Origin of the sequence: Aquimarina litoralis (assembly GCF_019295435.1) — a bacterium.
Classification (GTDB): domain Bacteria; phylum Bacteroidota; class Bacteroidia; order Flavobacteriales; family Flavobacteriaceae; genus Aquimarina; species Aquimarina litoralis_A.
Map to the genome: position 1 here is coordinate 1 of NZ_WEKL01000110.1, position 14,593 is coordinate 14,593.

The 14,593-nt window shown below is 31.8% G+C and carries 8 protein-coding genes; 4 read left to right on the plus strand and 4 right to left on the minus strand.

All coding sequences use genetic code 11. From position 1 onward, the window contains the following. Both GBO31_RS24860 and GBO31_RS24865 read left to right on the plus strand, forming a co-directional pair. Positions 1 to 749: hypothetical protein (locus GBO31_RS24860; RefSeq protein WP_219011341.1), on the plus strand; the 749-nt coding region annotated here is incomplete at its 5' end. 41 nt (positions 750 to 790) lie between these two features. Beyond that, complete coding sequence (locus tag GBO31_RS24865; protein ID WP_219011342.1) at positions 791 to 1,141, plus strand: hypothetical protein; 351 nt, start codon at positions 791 to 793, stop codon at positions 1,139 to 1,141. Positions 1,142 to 1,189: 48 nt separating this feature from the next. Here the strand turns inward: GBO31_RS24865 and GBO31_RS24870 are convergent, their stop codons facing one another. The 4 genes from GBO31_RS24870 to uvrA form a co-directional block, all read right to left on the minus strand. Then, entirely contained in the window at positions 1,190 to 3,604 is a 2,415-nt protein-coding gene (locus GBO31_RS24870) for an alpha-ketoacid dehydrogenase subunit alpha/beta (RefSeq protein WP_219011343.1), read from the minus strand. A 3,922-nt stretch (positions 3,605 to 7,526) separates the two neighbouring features. Further along, positions 7,527 to 8,777, minus strand: a complete 1,251-nt coding sequence (locus tag GBO31_RS24880) for a T9SS type A sorting domain-containing protein (RefSeq protein WP_219011345.1) — start codon at positions 8,775 to 8,777, stop codon at positions 7,527 to 7,529. Positions 8,778 to 8,813: 36 nt separating this feature from the next. Further along, the gene (locus GBO31_RS24885) at positions 8,814 to 9,503 is read right to left on the minus strand and encodes a TIGR00730 family Rossman fold protein (protein WP_219011346.1); all 690 of its coding nucleotides are present in this window, start codon (positions 9,501 to 9,503) and stop codon (positions 8,814 to 8,816) included. Between the two features lie 63 nt (positions 9,504 to 9,566). Continuing rightward, positions 9,567 to 12,404, minus strand: coding sequence for an excinuclease ABC subunit UvrA (uvrA, locus tag GBO31_RS24890; RefSeq protein WP_219011347.1), 2,838 nt, complete (start codon positions 12,402 to 12,404; stop codon positions 9,567 to 9,569). Between the two features lie 153 nt (positions 12,405 to 12,557). On the opposite strand from uvrA, the gene GBO31_RS24895 reads away from it, so the two are divergent. Both GBO31_RS24895 and GBO31_RS24900 read left to right on the plus strand, forming a co-directional pair. After that, complete coding sequence (locus tag GBO31_RS24895) at positions 12,558 to 13,082, plus strand: hypothetical protein (protein ID WP_219011348.1); 525 nt, start codon at positions 12,558 to 12,560, stop codon at positions 13,080 to 13,082. Next, positions 13,083 to 14,525 carry an SLC13 family permease gene (locus tag GBO31_RS24900; RefSeq protein ID WP_219011349.1) on the plus strand — a complete coding sequence of 481 codons (1,443 nt, stop codon included), beginning with the start codon at positions 13,083 to 13,085 and terminating at the stop codon, positions 14,523 to 14,525. Positions 14,526 to 14,593: the final 68 nt, after the last annotated feature.

Sequence of the window (14,593 nt, forward strand, 5' to 3'; positions counted from 1 at the left end):
TCGAAAAATCCGGTATGAAACAGCAAAAGCTGGAGAATCGTCTTGTGACCATATCAGAAGAACTGAAGCGGAGTAAGAGGAATAGTCTTTTTTTTATGATATTCTTCTTACTCGTAGTTTTGAGCATGTCTATTGGTATGTATTATTTAAGCCGTGAAGATCAGAACTTAGCCAAGGATCAAGAAATGGATACCAAAGCTGATATGGATAGGATTCAAAAAATAAATGATTCTTTAAAAGATGAATTGTCTAAATTGAAATCTGATATTTCAGCATACAAACAAAATTTGAGTAACAAAAGTGATAGTCTTCAAAACAAGGTATTTGCTRATAGCTTAGATGTAGCTGATTCTACGAGTATTAAAAAACTAAAATTTAGTAAGCAACACTGTTATGTGAAACGAGTATTCAGGAATAATGGGGTGATTTTTATTGAAGCGGATTTTATTGAGTTTTATAAAGGAAAAAAAGCTGTTCAGAAAGCTAAAGAGCAAAACGAAGCAGAATACGATATTGACAAAAATGGTGATACACTCTATTTTCTATACAATAATTATTATGTATCTAATTTGAATACCAAATTAAGAAGGCTGGAATTAAATGATAAAGTTCGTATTCAGAACTTAAATCAAATTTCTACAGGATTTCCTTTAAAAGCTTTTGAAAGAATTATATCTACTAACCCAATAATGGTTTTAGAAATTAATGACGGAATTGTATATAAAATAACCAAACAGAAATTACCATAATAGTATATAAACTTATAATCATCCTCTAATACACTGTAAAAATGCCAGATATTAAAAATGAAGATCTTTTATCACTGCATTATCAGATAGAAAAAGCTGAAGTAGAGCAGCGTAAATTAGAGGATCTTCTTAATGATAAATCTGCTGAGTTAAAAAGAAATCGGGCTTCTAAATTTATGTTTAAAGTGTTGTGTTCGGTTTTGTTAATTACAACATTAGTGCTTATTATGTATCTAATTTTTTGGGTAGATAATGAAAAAGGTACAGTGATTGTGGAGAATAAAGAATTTTCTTCTTTTCAGTCCGAAATTAATAATCTTAAAACGGAATTAAACGCATTAAAGGCAGATCAATCTTCTGTAAAAGAGTTAAAAGATCTTTATTTATATTAGATGGAAAACGAATACGAATCGAAGATCCTTTTTAATTCCCTGTTTATTTTATCTTAATTTAGGGAAATTAGTAGGATTTACTTCATTCATAATATCATATACTTTCTCAAAGATATCTTCTGTTGAAGGTTTGCTAAAGTAATCTCCATCTGTTCCAAATGCTGGACGATGTGGTTGTGCACTTAACGTTTGTGGTTCACTATCTAAGTATTGATAAATATTTTGTTCATCAATTAATTTATGTAGTATATAACCTGTAGCACCGCCTGGAACATCTTCATCAATAATTAAAATTCTGTTCGTTTTTGCAATACTTTTTACGATATCATGATTAAGATCAAAAGGAATTAATGATTGCACATCAATTACTTCTGCGTTGATTCCAACTGAAAGTAATTCTTTGGCTGCTTGCTCTACTAATCGTAACGTAGATCCATATGATACTAATGTAATATCTGTTCCTTCTTTTATGGTTTCTACAACTCCTACAGGTGTTCTTATTTCTGATAGGTTAGAAGGCATTTTTTCTTTCAAACGGTATCCATTAAGACACTCAACAACTACTGCAGGTTCATCACTATCTAATAAAGTGTTATAAAAACCAGCTGCTTTAGTCATATTTCTTGGAACAAGAATATGAATTCCGCGTAGTAAATGAATTAAACCTCCCATTTGAGAACCAGAATGCCAGATTCCTTCTAATCGGTGTCCACGAGTTCTAACAATTAATGGAGCTTTTTGTTTTGCGAATGTTCTGTATCGTAAGGTTGCTAAATCATCACTCAATCCTTGGATACAATATAAAATATAATCAAGATATTGTATCTCTGCTATAGGTCTAAGTCCTCTCATTGCCATACCGATACCTTGCCCAATAATGGTAGCTTCTCTAATTCCAGTGTCGGATATTCTAATCTCACCAAATTTTTGCTGTAAACCTTCTAGACCTTGGTTTACATCTCCGATCTTACCACTATCTTCTCCAAAAATTAAAGATTCAGGAACTCTACTAAAAATCTGTTCAAAATTATCTCTTAGAATTACACGAGCATCAACGTCTTGTGCATCTTCTGCATATTGAGGTTTAACTTCATTGATTTTGGTCACATTACTGTCAAAATCATTATAAAGATGATCACTGTATTTAGGTTGGATTTCAGCTAGATAGCTGTTTACCCAATTTTGGAGAGCAGTCTTTTCTGCATAATTTTCTTTAACAACATATCGCAATGCTTTTCTAGTAGCTTCTAAGATGTCTTTACGAATTGGTTCATCTTTTTCTGATAGCGCTGTTATAAGAGGCGTAATAAAATTCTTATTCGTGCTTCTTGATTCTACAGCTTTTAAGTGCGCCAATGCTTGTTGTTGTTCTTCTTTAATCTCAGAAAGATATGCGTTCCAAGCTGCTGTTTTGCCTTTTCTAACTTCTTTCTTGCAAGATTTTTCTAATTCTAGTAATTCTTCAGCAGTAGCAATGTTGTGTTCTATAATCCACTCTTTGAATTTTTTATTACAATCATGCTCACGCTCCCAATTAAGTCGCTCTTCACTTTTGTATCTTTCATGAGAACCTGATGTAGAATGTCCTTGAGGTTGTGTAAGTTCTTTTACATGAATAATTACTGGAATGTGTTGCTCTCTTGCTAAATCCTCCGCTGTTTCATATGCTTCCACTAATGCAGCATAATCCCAACCATTTACTACAATAATTTCATAACCTTCATGCTTCTCATCTCGTCTAAATCCTTCTAGGATTAGAGATATATTTTCTTTTGTAGTTTGATGTTTAGCGTGTACTGAAATTCCATATTCATCATCCCAAATACTAATCACCATAGGAACTTGTAAAACACCTCCAGCGTTTACCGTCTCCCAGAAAAGTCCTTCACTGGTACTAGCATTCCCTATAGTTCCCCAAGCAACTTCATTTCCATTAATCGAGAAATTCGTGTAATCAGCAACACTTTTCTCATTACGATATACTTTAGAGGCTTGTGCTAAACCAAGTAATCTTGGCATTTGTCCAGCAGTAGGAGAGATGTCAGAACTTGAATTTTTTTGCTGCGTTAGATTTTTCCAAGATCCATCTTCATTTAAACTATGCGTAGCAAAGTGCCCACCCATCTGTCTTCCGGCAGCAAATGGTTCTTTTTCTATATCCGTATGGGCATATAAACCTGCAAAAAATTGTTCAACACTATATTGGTCAATCGCCATCATAAAAGTTTGATCACGATAATAACCAGATCTAAAATCACCATCACGGAATACTCTCGCCATTGCCAATTGAGGTAATTCTTTACCACCACCAAAAATTCCAAACTTAGATTTTCCGGTAAGAACTTCTCTTCTTCCTAATAAACTACACTCTCTACTGATTAATGCAATTTTGTAATCTCTAAGTATTTGATTTCTATATTCTTCGAAAGAAATATTAGGTGTAATAGTTGTTTCAGGCTGCATGTGAACGAATTTTTACGGTGTGCAAATTTAGCTAAAATTAAGACCAATTCCAAGATTAGAAGTATTTAATTTATTAAGGATAATTCATGTAATTAACCTTTTTGTTGTTAAATTCTTTTTTTGGGTTGTTTTTTTAAGATTCGATTAACAAATATTCAAAATTTTCACATTTGTAACTTTTGCTTGTTATATAGTGCTTTTGTAAGTTTTTTATTGCAATAAATTTGATAAAAATTTTAATTCTTACTTTTTCCTACAAATCAAAAAAAAGATATAAATTAGAAGAAATATAATTTTTGGCTCATTACTAAGGTTTTGTTTTTGCTAAAACTTTGTATGAGAAATGTAATCTTAAGTTTTTGAAAAAAATAGAACTAACCAATATATTCTTTTATATCACTTTCATCGCTGTTATTACTATAGCAGCGTTTTTCGATAGGATGTGGTTACGGTATGCATTGCCTATTATGATACTGTCTATTGGGGTTATCTATATTACTAAGGTGCAAAAGATAAATATTTGGTATTTAATCAGTTTACTGTCGATGATTTTTTGTGATATTTTGATTTATTCAGATTTTGTTACAAACTTTTCAACGATATGTTTGCTTACGGCATGCTATTTTTTGATGTGTACTTTAGCATTTAGAAAGTATGTGCACGTGCATCTTATTACAAAAGAAACGTTTACTTCTATACCAATAATCGTAAGTTCTGCTCTTATTGTTTATTTAATAATTTCGATTTTTCAATTACTAAAAGATATGGTGATAGATGCTATACTTGAGGTAATTATTTGTTTGTTTTTTTCTACTTTATTCATATTTATATCTTACTTAATTTATAAACAGGACGTATATAAAGATGCGTTGAAATTAATTATTGTAGCTTGTTTATGTATTTTTATTGTTTCTCTTCTTCCCATAAATGAAATGTTTTACTCTAGTAATATTTTTACCATTCTGGTTAATATAGCACACGTACTGAGTATATATTTATTTATGCTGTTTTTAACTAATACAGATCCAGAGAAGGATATAAGTAAGAATAAGAAGAAATATTTATAATATTTCAAACTTTATAAATAATTAGTAAGGGGTTTAATACCATTCTCTAGTAAAAAGACCAATCAATGTTTGTGGACTTAGTGTAATAATAAATCGAATCTTTTCGTCGTAGTTGGGTTGGCTAATTTCAAAACCATTGTTGGATGCAACTGGAAAGAAAAGCTCAAAGAAATCTGCAACCAAACTTACTCGAACACCAGCATCGTAAACAAATTTAGGCGATATGCCTTTGTTTTTTACAAAACCTACATCTCCATAGGCATATATCCAATTCCAGATATTAGTATTAGCGTTTAATGTTGTAATCCACTGATTAGCGAATGGATAGTCAAGTTGGGATTTAAAACCACCTTCGGCAATTATTATCTGTTGACTTACCAATCCAGAATCTTCACTACGACCTAAATAGTTGAAATCAAAAAGATAGTCAGTTGGTCTGTCTAAGGCAAAACTAAAAAAATCACCATCTCTCTCAGTGTCGTTAAATAGAAAAGCTCCTGCAAAGAATCGTAGATTTAATTGTCTATTATTTAGAAATACTTTTCGATAATTTATAGTAGTTGATAATTTACTGAAGTTCTTAGCTATTTGATAATCAATAATATAAGAATTGAAGTCTAATAAGTTAAAATCAGAATACCTATATCTTACATTAAAAACACTATAATCAGGAGTTTCTACAGGATTATTTTCTGCTCTCTCTCTAAATACATTTACACTCCTGATGGATAAACGTTGCGTCTCATTGGATCTCAAATCTTGCGGTCTCCAAGAAAAGTTAACAGAAGGAGAAAAACGTCTGAATAGCAAATCAGGGGCATAACTAAACGTACTACCACTAAAAGCGTATCGAATTTGATACAAACCATAATCAGCTATTTGATCTCTGTATTGAAAGAATGCAGAACCTATTAGTTTTTTCGAAAGAAAACCATAGCTAGGAGTGATTCTATAATCAAAATTTCTTCTGATGAAGGTTTTATTGTAGAATTTGGATCCTATAGTAAGACCATCATAAACATTAAATTCAAATTCTGGGATATAAAATACTTGACTCCTCGTAGGATCTTCAACATCTTGTAAAAACCGAAACTGTATAGGTTTGTTTAGAAGTCCTTTTATATTTCTATGGTTATTTCTTCTATTTATTTCAGGTATGTTTTGATCGTAATCTAGAACTAATTTGTCGATATCCTCATTCGCAATCTTTACCTTTTTCTTTCCAACAATATCAGTAACCCAGGTTTTAGAAACTAATTGCCCATCTCGTAAACCAGCTATGGACACTGGCATAGAATTATTTCTCTTGTTTTTTATGGTGATTTCTAAAGAATCCTTCCTTTTCTTTACAGATTTAATTTTAAAATCTAATTTTTCATTAGTAGGGATAAAATCTTCAAAAAACCAATCAATATTTTTTGGCGTGAGATCATTAAGAAGCTTTTCGAAATCTTTTGAAGAAGTTAATTTTAGTGTATTATCAGTGTAGTATTGTTTTACAGCATCTTGTAAAATATTATCATCTTCTAGATAATCTTCTAGATATTTAAATCCAACACCTGCTTTGTATGCATTGGCAATGTTGCTATTGAATTTTACTAATTTATCTTGCGGTTCGGTTAAAGGCTGATCTAGAAATAATCGAGCCATATTTTTATATCCTAAGAAGTATTGATCATTAAAATTCAAATCAGCTGCATGAAACCATCTAAGACCAATAACTTTACTTAAACTACCTATAATCTTCATATCAGGATAATACTGATCTGTATATGCCATCATAATATAAATATGTATAGCATCTTTTATCCATGCATCATATCTAGGATTAATAAGTAGTGTTTTTTCTATATAAGCTTCTGTAATGGATTTTAATTGTTTGATTTCATATTGGAAACCATCTGGAAATGGTCTAAGTATATCTGGCAGTTGATTCAATCCATATACAGGATTATTCTTATAATCATTTTCAGAAACTAATATTTTATCAAATGGATAGGGGCCAAGTCTATCTTCTAGAAATTTTATAATTCTTTTGGAAGCGACACTCTTCATATCTGCCATTAACTCATTATCATCAATATTGCTAATAAGTTTTACACCATTCATTTTAAAATCATAAAACGAATTTTCTTTTTCAAGATATAGGTTGACTTCGTTTCTATTTTCTCCAATTAGTCGTACTATTTTACTTTGATCATCTTTTCCAGCTACTTCTATTTGATTTAGTTCGCTAGTAAGGTTGTATTCACTCGGAATTGTAAAATTGATTTCATAATTAGCGATTGGTGCAAATAAGTCATCTAAATTCTTATGACTATAAACTTGCCAATCTTTATCATACACTGCTGGAACTATATACCAGTATTTTAAACTGANATCTCCGTTTTTATGATAGCCATATCTAGTGAATTTTTCACTGGGTAATTTTACTTTATAAATTAAATCAAAGGTTATACTTTCACTAGGAAGTAGTTTTTGATTTAGCTTTAGTCTTATAATATCTGGAGTTTCATTATATCTTTCAAAGGATAGATTACTCCCAGATTTATCTTTAATAGATGTTATGGAAGTAGCACCACGTTCATAATCTTTGGCAAAATAGAAGCGTTTTAAAAAATCTTCTGAAAATCGTTCTCCTAAAGGTGTTGTTTTGCTAACAAAGCTATTTGCCCAATCGTTTAAAAATATTTCTTCTAGAATATCGCTAGAGCTATTAGTATAAGTTATTTGTTGTCTGATAGATATCACTTTGTTTTCGGCATCGAGTATAGCATCAATACTAACATTATGCTGAGCCGTCGCAAACTGCAATACTAAAAGGCAAATAATTATATGGTATATCTTACAAAGATTCAATTTTTCTTTAAAAATTTAATCGTATTACTACGAACATTTACTGGAATCAGGTAATACATTCCATTACTTAATTCAGCTACTGAAATATTGGTAATACCATTGCTGTCTGCAGAAAATGCTTTCAATTTTTGCCCTAATGTATTATATATTTCGAAATCTATAGACTCTGAATTACTATTAATTTGTAAAGATAATAGGTCATCAATTATAGTACCACTATTAAGCTGTATGATATTTGTAGTCTCTTCAAATTCTGGAGTGCTAAGTAATTGTTGATTAGTTTGCAATTCCATTACCACGGGTAAATGATCACTCATATCATATAAAGCATCTCTTAATGAACTATCATAAATTCCAGTACAATCTACATCGTCGATCCTTTGGTTATAACAATTACCGTTGTTACCGTAAGCTAGGTAACTGTTGGGTACATAACTTAACTCTTCGCTATTAACCATATTCTCAGACATTAAGATGAAATCGAAGCGATCATCCAATCCGCCACCACTACCAAAATCTCCAAAATCATTATTACTAAGTCTGGTGCTTTGCGTATGGATGCTGGCAAAAGTACTATTACTGCTCCAATCGCCAGGTGTATTAATAGGATCTACTAGAGTAATTTTATTATTTGAATCTAATAACTCTTCATATGCTGGTTCATCAGAAGAGTATAAGTTAAGATCTCCAGCAAAAATTACATAAGCGTTTTCATCTAAATTGACATAATTATCAATATATTCTTCAACCATATCTAAACGCTTAGCCTCATTGTCAAAACCTCTACTTGCTTTGAGGTGAGACACAAAAACTTCTATTTTGATAGGGTTATTTACTTGATCATTAGATATGAGTTGTAATGTATACCAATTGATATCTCTAATAGTTGTAATTATTCTTTCGCTTTGTAGTAATTGAAACTTTTGATTGTTATAGTATAGTAATTGATGTAATTCTACATCAGAGTTAGAAAAATTACTTAGAAAAGGAGCGCTAGAATAGTTATTATTATCATCGTTTAATGAATTATTCAATATGTCTTCTCCACCTTCTTCAGTTTCAAGTTCGCATATCATAAATATATCTGGTTCATAGCTATCTATGATCGTTTCCAGAATTTCTGCTCGATTTGAAGGAGGCGCTGAAGGATAATTAAGTACATTATAAAACATTGTTTTAATGGTACTTTGTCCAAATGATATTTGGATGAAAAAAATGGTAAAAAGGGGTATGATTATTTTTTTCATTTTTGAGTTTGTTGAGTTTGTGTGAAAATGATGTTTTTAGAAATTAGGACTTAAATTATATTGTGCATAGAACTTATCTAGAATATCTAAAACTTCATCAGGAGTATCTACTAGGTGAATTAAATCTAAATCTCCAGGACTAATATTTCCGAATTTATCTAAAAGAGTACTTCTTACCCAATCCATTAGTCCTCCCCAAAATTCAGAGCCAACTAAAATGATAGGGAAGACTGCTATTTTTTTTGTTTGTATGAGTGTGATTGCTTCAAAAAGTTCATCTAAGGTTCCAAATCCACCAGGCATGACTACAAATCCCTGAGAATATTTTACAAACATTACTTTGCGAACAAAGAAATAATCAAAATCTAAGCTTTTATCACTATCTATATAAGGATTATCATGTTGCTCAAAAGGAAGATCAATGTTTAGACCTACTGATGTTCCTCCTCCTAAATGTGCTCCTTTATTACCAGCTTCCATAATTCCAGGTCCACCGCCAGTAATAACTCCATAACCATGCTCCACTATTTTTTGGGCAACATCCACAGCTAGTTGATAATATGTATCATCGGTTTTTGTTCTAGCGGATCCAAAAATGGATACACAAGGACCAATTTTACTCATTTTCTCGAATCCATTCACGAATTCTCCCATGATTTTAAAAATTGCCCAAGAATCATTTGTTTTTATCTCATTCCATCCTTTATGACGTTGTTCTTTTCTCATATATATTAATTTATAAGATCTGCTTTTAAAGCATGTCTTTATGATTGGTTGTTTATTTAATTGTTATGCTTGTTCTAGTTCTTTTTTTAGAAACTTCGCAGTATAACTTTTTTTATTTTTTATTACTTCTTCTGGAGTCCCTTTGGCTATTACCTGACCTCCGTTTTTACCTCCTTCATATCCGATATCTATAATGTAGTCGGCCATTTTTACTACATCCAAATTATGTTCTATAATTAATACAGTATTTCCTTTGTCGACTAATTCGTTTAATACTTCCATTAAAACTCTAATATCTTCAAAATGAAGTCCTGTTGTAGGCTCATCAAGGATGTAAAATGTATTTCCAGTGTCTCTTTTAGACAATTCTGTAGCTAGTTTGATTCGTTGTGCTTCACCACCTGATAGCGTGGTAGATTGTTGCCCTAGCGTAATATAACCTAATCCAACACTTTTAATAGTCTTGAGTTTTCTGTAAATTTTGGGAATATGTTCAAAAAATTCACAGGCTTCATTAATTGTCATTTCTAATACATCAGAAATTGACTTTCCTTTATATCGTATTTCAAGAGTCTCTCTATTAAATCTTTTTCCCTGACAGGTTTCACATTCCACATAAACATCAGGCAAGAAATTCATTTCGATAACTCGTAGACCACCACCTTTACAGGTTTCGCATCTTCCACCAGCAACATTAAAACTAAATCGTCCTGGTTTGTAACCACGGATCATCGCTTCCGGAGTTTTAGCAAATAAACTTCTAATCTCCGAAAATACACCCGTATATGTTGCAGGATTGGATCTAGGAGTTCTACCAATAGGAGATTGATTAATATCAATTACTTTATCCGCATGTTCTAATCCAGTAATTTTTTGATAAGGCATTGGTTTCTTAACCCCATTAAAATAGTAAGCATTTAAAATAGGGTATAGGGTTTCGTTTATTAAAGTAGATTTTCCACTACCCGAAACACCAGTTACAGCAATCATCTTTCCTAAAGGGATATCTATGGATACGTTTTTAAGATTGTTTCCTGTAGCGCCTTTTAATGAAATCTTTTTACCATTTCCTTTTCTTCTTTTTGCAGGAACTTTGATTTGCTTTTTACCGCTTAAATAATCAGCCGTGAGTGTTTGATGATCTTTAAGATGATCAGGACTCCCTTCACTAATAATCTGACCACCATGTTTTCCAGCTCTTGGACCTATATCAATGACATGATCCGCACGCTCGATCATATCTTTATCATGTTCTACCACAATAACAGAGTTACCAATATCTCTTAGTTGGACTAATGAATTGATGAGCTTTTCATTATCTCGTTGATGTAACCCAATGCTGGGTTCATCTAAAATATAAAGAACTCCTACCAACTGAGAACCAATTTGTGTTGCTAAGCGAATACGTTGTGCTTCACCACCAGAAAGAGATTTGCTACTCCTATTAAGAGACAAATACGTTAATCCAACATCTAATAAGAATTGTAATCTTGCATTTATTTCTTTTAGGATTTCACCAGAAATTTGTAATTGCTTTTCACTTAGTTGATCTGGAAGTTCTTGAAACCATTCTACCAGTTCACTAATATCCATATTTGCGAGATCAGCAATGCTTTTTCCTCCAACTTTAAAGTATAATGATTCTTTTCTCAGTCTAGATCCATTACATTCAGGACATTCGATATTATCCATGAATTCTTTTGCCCATCTCTTTAAAGAAGTTGAATCATTATTATTATAAGTGTTTTCAATAAATGTAGCAATACCTTCAAAGTCAATCTTATATTCTCTTGTAACTCCTAATGTCTTACTATTTACACTAAATTTTTCCTTCCCTCCATACAAAATGATTTGCATGGCTTCTTCCGGAATATCCTTTATGGGGTCACTTAGTTTAAAATCAAAACGTTGTGCAATTAGTTCTAACTGTTTAAAGATCCAGTTATTTTTTTGAGGTCCTTGAGGAACTAAACCTCCATTCTTGATAGACTTAGTGTCATCTGGAATTATCTTTTTGATATTCACTTCATAAAGATTACCAATACCGTTACATTTCGGACATGCTCCTTTAGGCGAATTAAAAGAAAAATTATTAGGTTCTGGATTAGGATATGAAATACCAGTCGATGGACACATTAAACTTCTACTAAAGAAACGAGCCTCTGAAGATCCTTGTTCAATAACCATTAATACGTCATCACCATGATACATAGCTGTATTAATAGTCTCCATTAAACGTTTAGAGTTGTCATTATCATTGGTAACAGCCAATCGATCAATAACGATTTCTATATCATGGGTTTTATATCGATCTAGTTTCATGCCTTTGGTGATATCTTTGATTTCACCGTCTGTACGTACTTTAACAAAACCTTGTTTAGCAATTTGCTCGAAGAGCTCTCGGTAATGACCTTTTCTAGATCGAACAATAGGAGCGAGAATATTAATTTTTTTTCCTTCGAAATCTTTTAGAATAAGATCTTTAATTTGCTCATCACTATAACTCACCATTTTTTCACCAGTGTTATAGCTATATGCATCGCTACCACGTGCAAATAGAAGCCTTAAGAAATCATAAATTTCTGTGATTGTTCCTACAGTACTTCTTGGACTCTTACTGGTAGTTTTTTGTTCAATAGCAATTACTGGAGATAGTCCATCAATTTTATCTACATCCGGTCTTTCAAGGCTTCCTAAAAATTGACGAGCGTATGCAGAAAATGTTTCGATATACCTACGCTGTCCTTCAGCATAAATAGTATCGAATGCTAAAGATGATTTTCCAGATCCTGATAAACCTGTAATAACAACCAATTTTTCTCTAGGTATGGTGACATCAATATTTTTCAGATTATGAACTCTAGCACCTAAAACCTCTATATTTTCTTCTGATAACCCCATAAAAATTTAACCAAGATTGCAAATGTAGTTATTTGTGTTGTGTTAGTAAAATCGGGTAAGCTTTTACAATTGTTAAATAGCTGTTATAATTTCTAAATAAAGACATAACTAAATTTTGATACTTTTTATATTTTAGCTTAAAACATAAATCAAATGATATTAGGCATAGGCTCCAGAATTAAACACCCTACTTATGGTTTAGGTGTTGTTACCAATGTAACCTCGAAAATGTATTGGGTAACTTTTATTGAAAACGGTTTAGAAACCATTGATGTAGACGAAGATTTTGAAATAATTGATGGTGTAGAGGACGAAGTGGATACTATTAGTTTTTACGAAGTTGAAAGAACTTTTAGAGAATTATTAAAACGCTACAGTGATATTTCTGAAATAGTACCAATCGCTGATAAATGGAAAGGTGGTAAACTGATACTAGAACCAGGTGATACCAATCTAGCTTCTAAAGAAATACCAATTGATACTTTTTTCCATAAAATTGTAATGGTGAGAGATCGAATTCGCGTAATGGAACAAAAAATTAATAGTTCTAAGGCAATAGACGATCAAGATAAAATTGATTTGCAGCAGTACATTACAAGAATATATGGGAGTTTAACGACTTTTAATGTTTTGTTTAAGAATAAATCTCAACAATTCGTTGGTAGCAGTAAAAAGTAGATGACAACATATCCACTGATTAAAAAGGTTGGTTTAATTGTAGGACCACTATTATTTTTGGTTTTGGTAAACCTGCCTTTTATAATGATTTCTGAAGTTGCTGATAAAGTAATTTCTGTAGCAGTATGGATGATTGTTTGGTGGATTACTGAAGCAGTTTCTATCTCAGTAACAGCATTAATTCCGTTGATTTTATTTCCTTTAGTTGGAATTTTAGATCTCAAAACGGTGTCCCAAAGTTATGGTAGCCCGATAGTATTTTTGTTTTTTGGAGGTTTCGTGATGGCGTTAGCTTTAGAAAAAGTAAATCTCCATAAACGAATTGCATTATCAATCATTAAAATAACAGGAACAAGTCCGAATCGTGTTATTCTAGGATTTATGGTTGCTACTGCATTTATGAGTATGTGGATCAGTAATACTGCATGTACTGTAGTCATGTTACCTATTGCACTTTCTGTTATTCAGTTGTTGGTTGATGACGAAGATGGTTTTACTAAAAATGATAAAAACTTTGCTTTAAGTATTATGTTGGGAATTGCTTTCTCTGCTAATGTTGGAGGAGTAGCTACCATTATTGGAACACCGCCTAATTCTGTATTAGTAGGTTTTTTAGAGAACGAATATCAGATTGAGATTTCATTTTTAAACTGGATGTTACTAGCTTTCCCTTTTTCAGTATTGATGATAGGAGTAATTTATTTTGTAATTGTAAAATGGATTTATCCTAATCGAATTGTAAGTTTTTCATCTTCAAAAAATGTAATTGATGATGAATTAAGAAAACTTGGAAAAATCACAAAAATAGAACGAAGGGTACTCACTATTTTTAGTGCTGTTATATTTTTGTGGATAGCAAGAACGACCATTAATGGCTTCTTTCCTGGTCTAAATTTATCTGATACAGGAATCAGTATGATGGGAGCATTTGCATTATTTGTGATTCCTTTCAAATTGAATAAAGGAGAGTTTACACTTATTTGGAAAGATACTCAGAAACTCCCTTGGGGAATCCTAATTTTATTTGGTGGTGGTTTAGCGCTAGCCAGTGGTTTGTCACATGCGGGACTTATAGAATTAGTAGCTAATATGATTGCAAATAATAAGGGATTGAGTGTTCTTATTATCGCTTTATTATTAATTGTATTTATGTTATTTATGACAGAGTTAATGAGTAATGTAGCGTTGGTGGCAATTTTTGTTCCTGTTGTTGCGGGAATTGCTTTAGGATTGGATATTCCAATGCTTCATTTATTGATTCCAGTTACTATGGCATCGAGTTGTGCATTTATGTTGCCAATGGCAACGCCTCCCAACGCTATTGTCTTTGCTAGTGGTTATGTGAAAGTATCTGAGATGGTAAAAGTAGGATTGATCCTGAATGTCATATCAGTATTGCTATTACTTCTGCTATTTGAATTTTATGTGTCGTTATTATTTTAGTATTGAGTAAAAAGTATAGGTATTTGGTACACACCTCTGGATAGATCGATCTATAGGAGCAAGTAAAA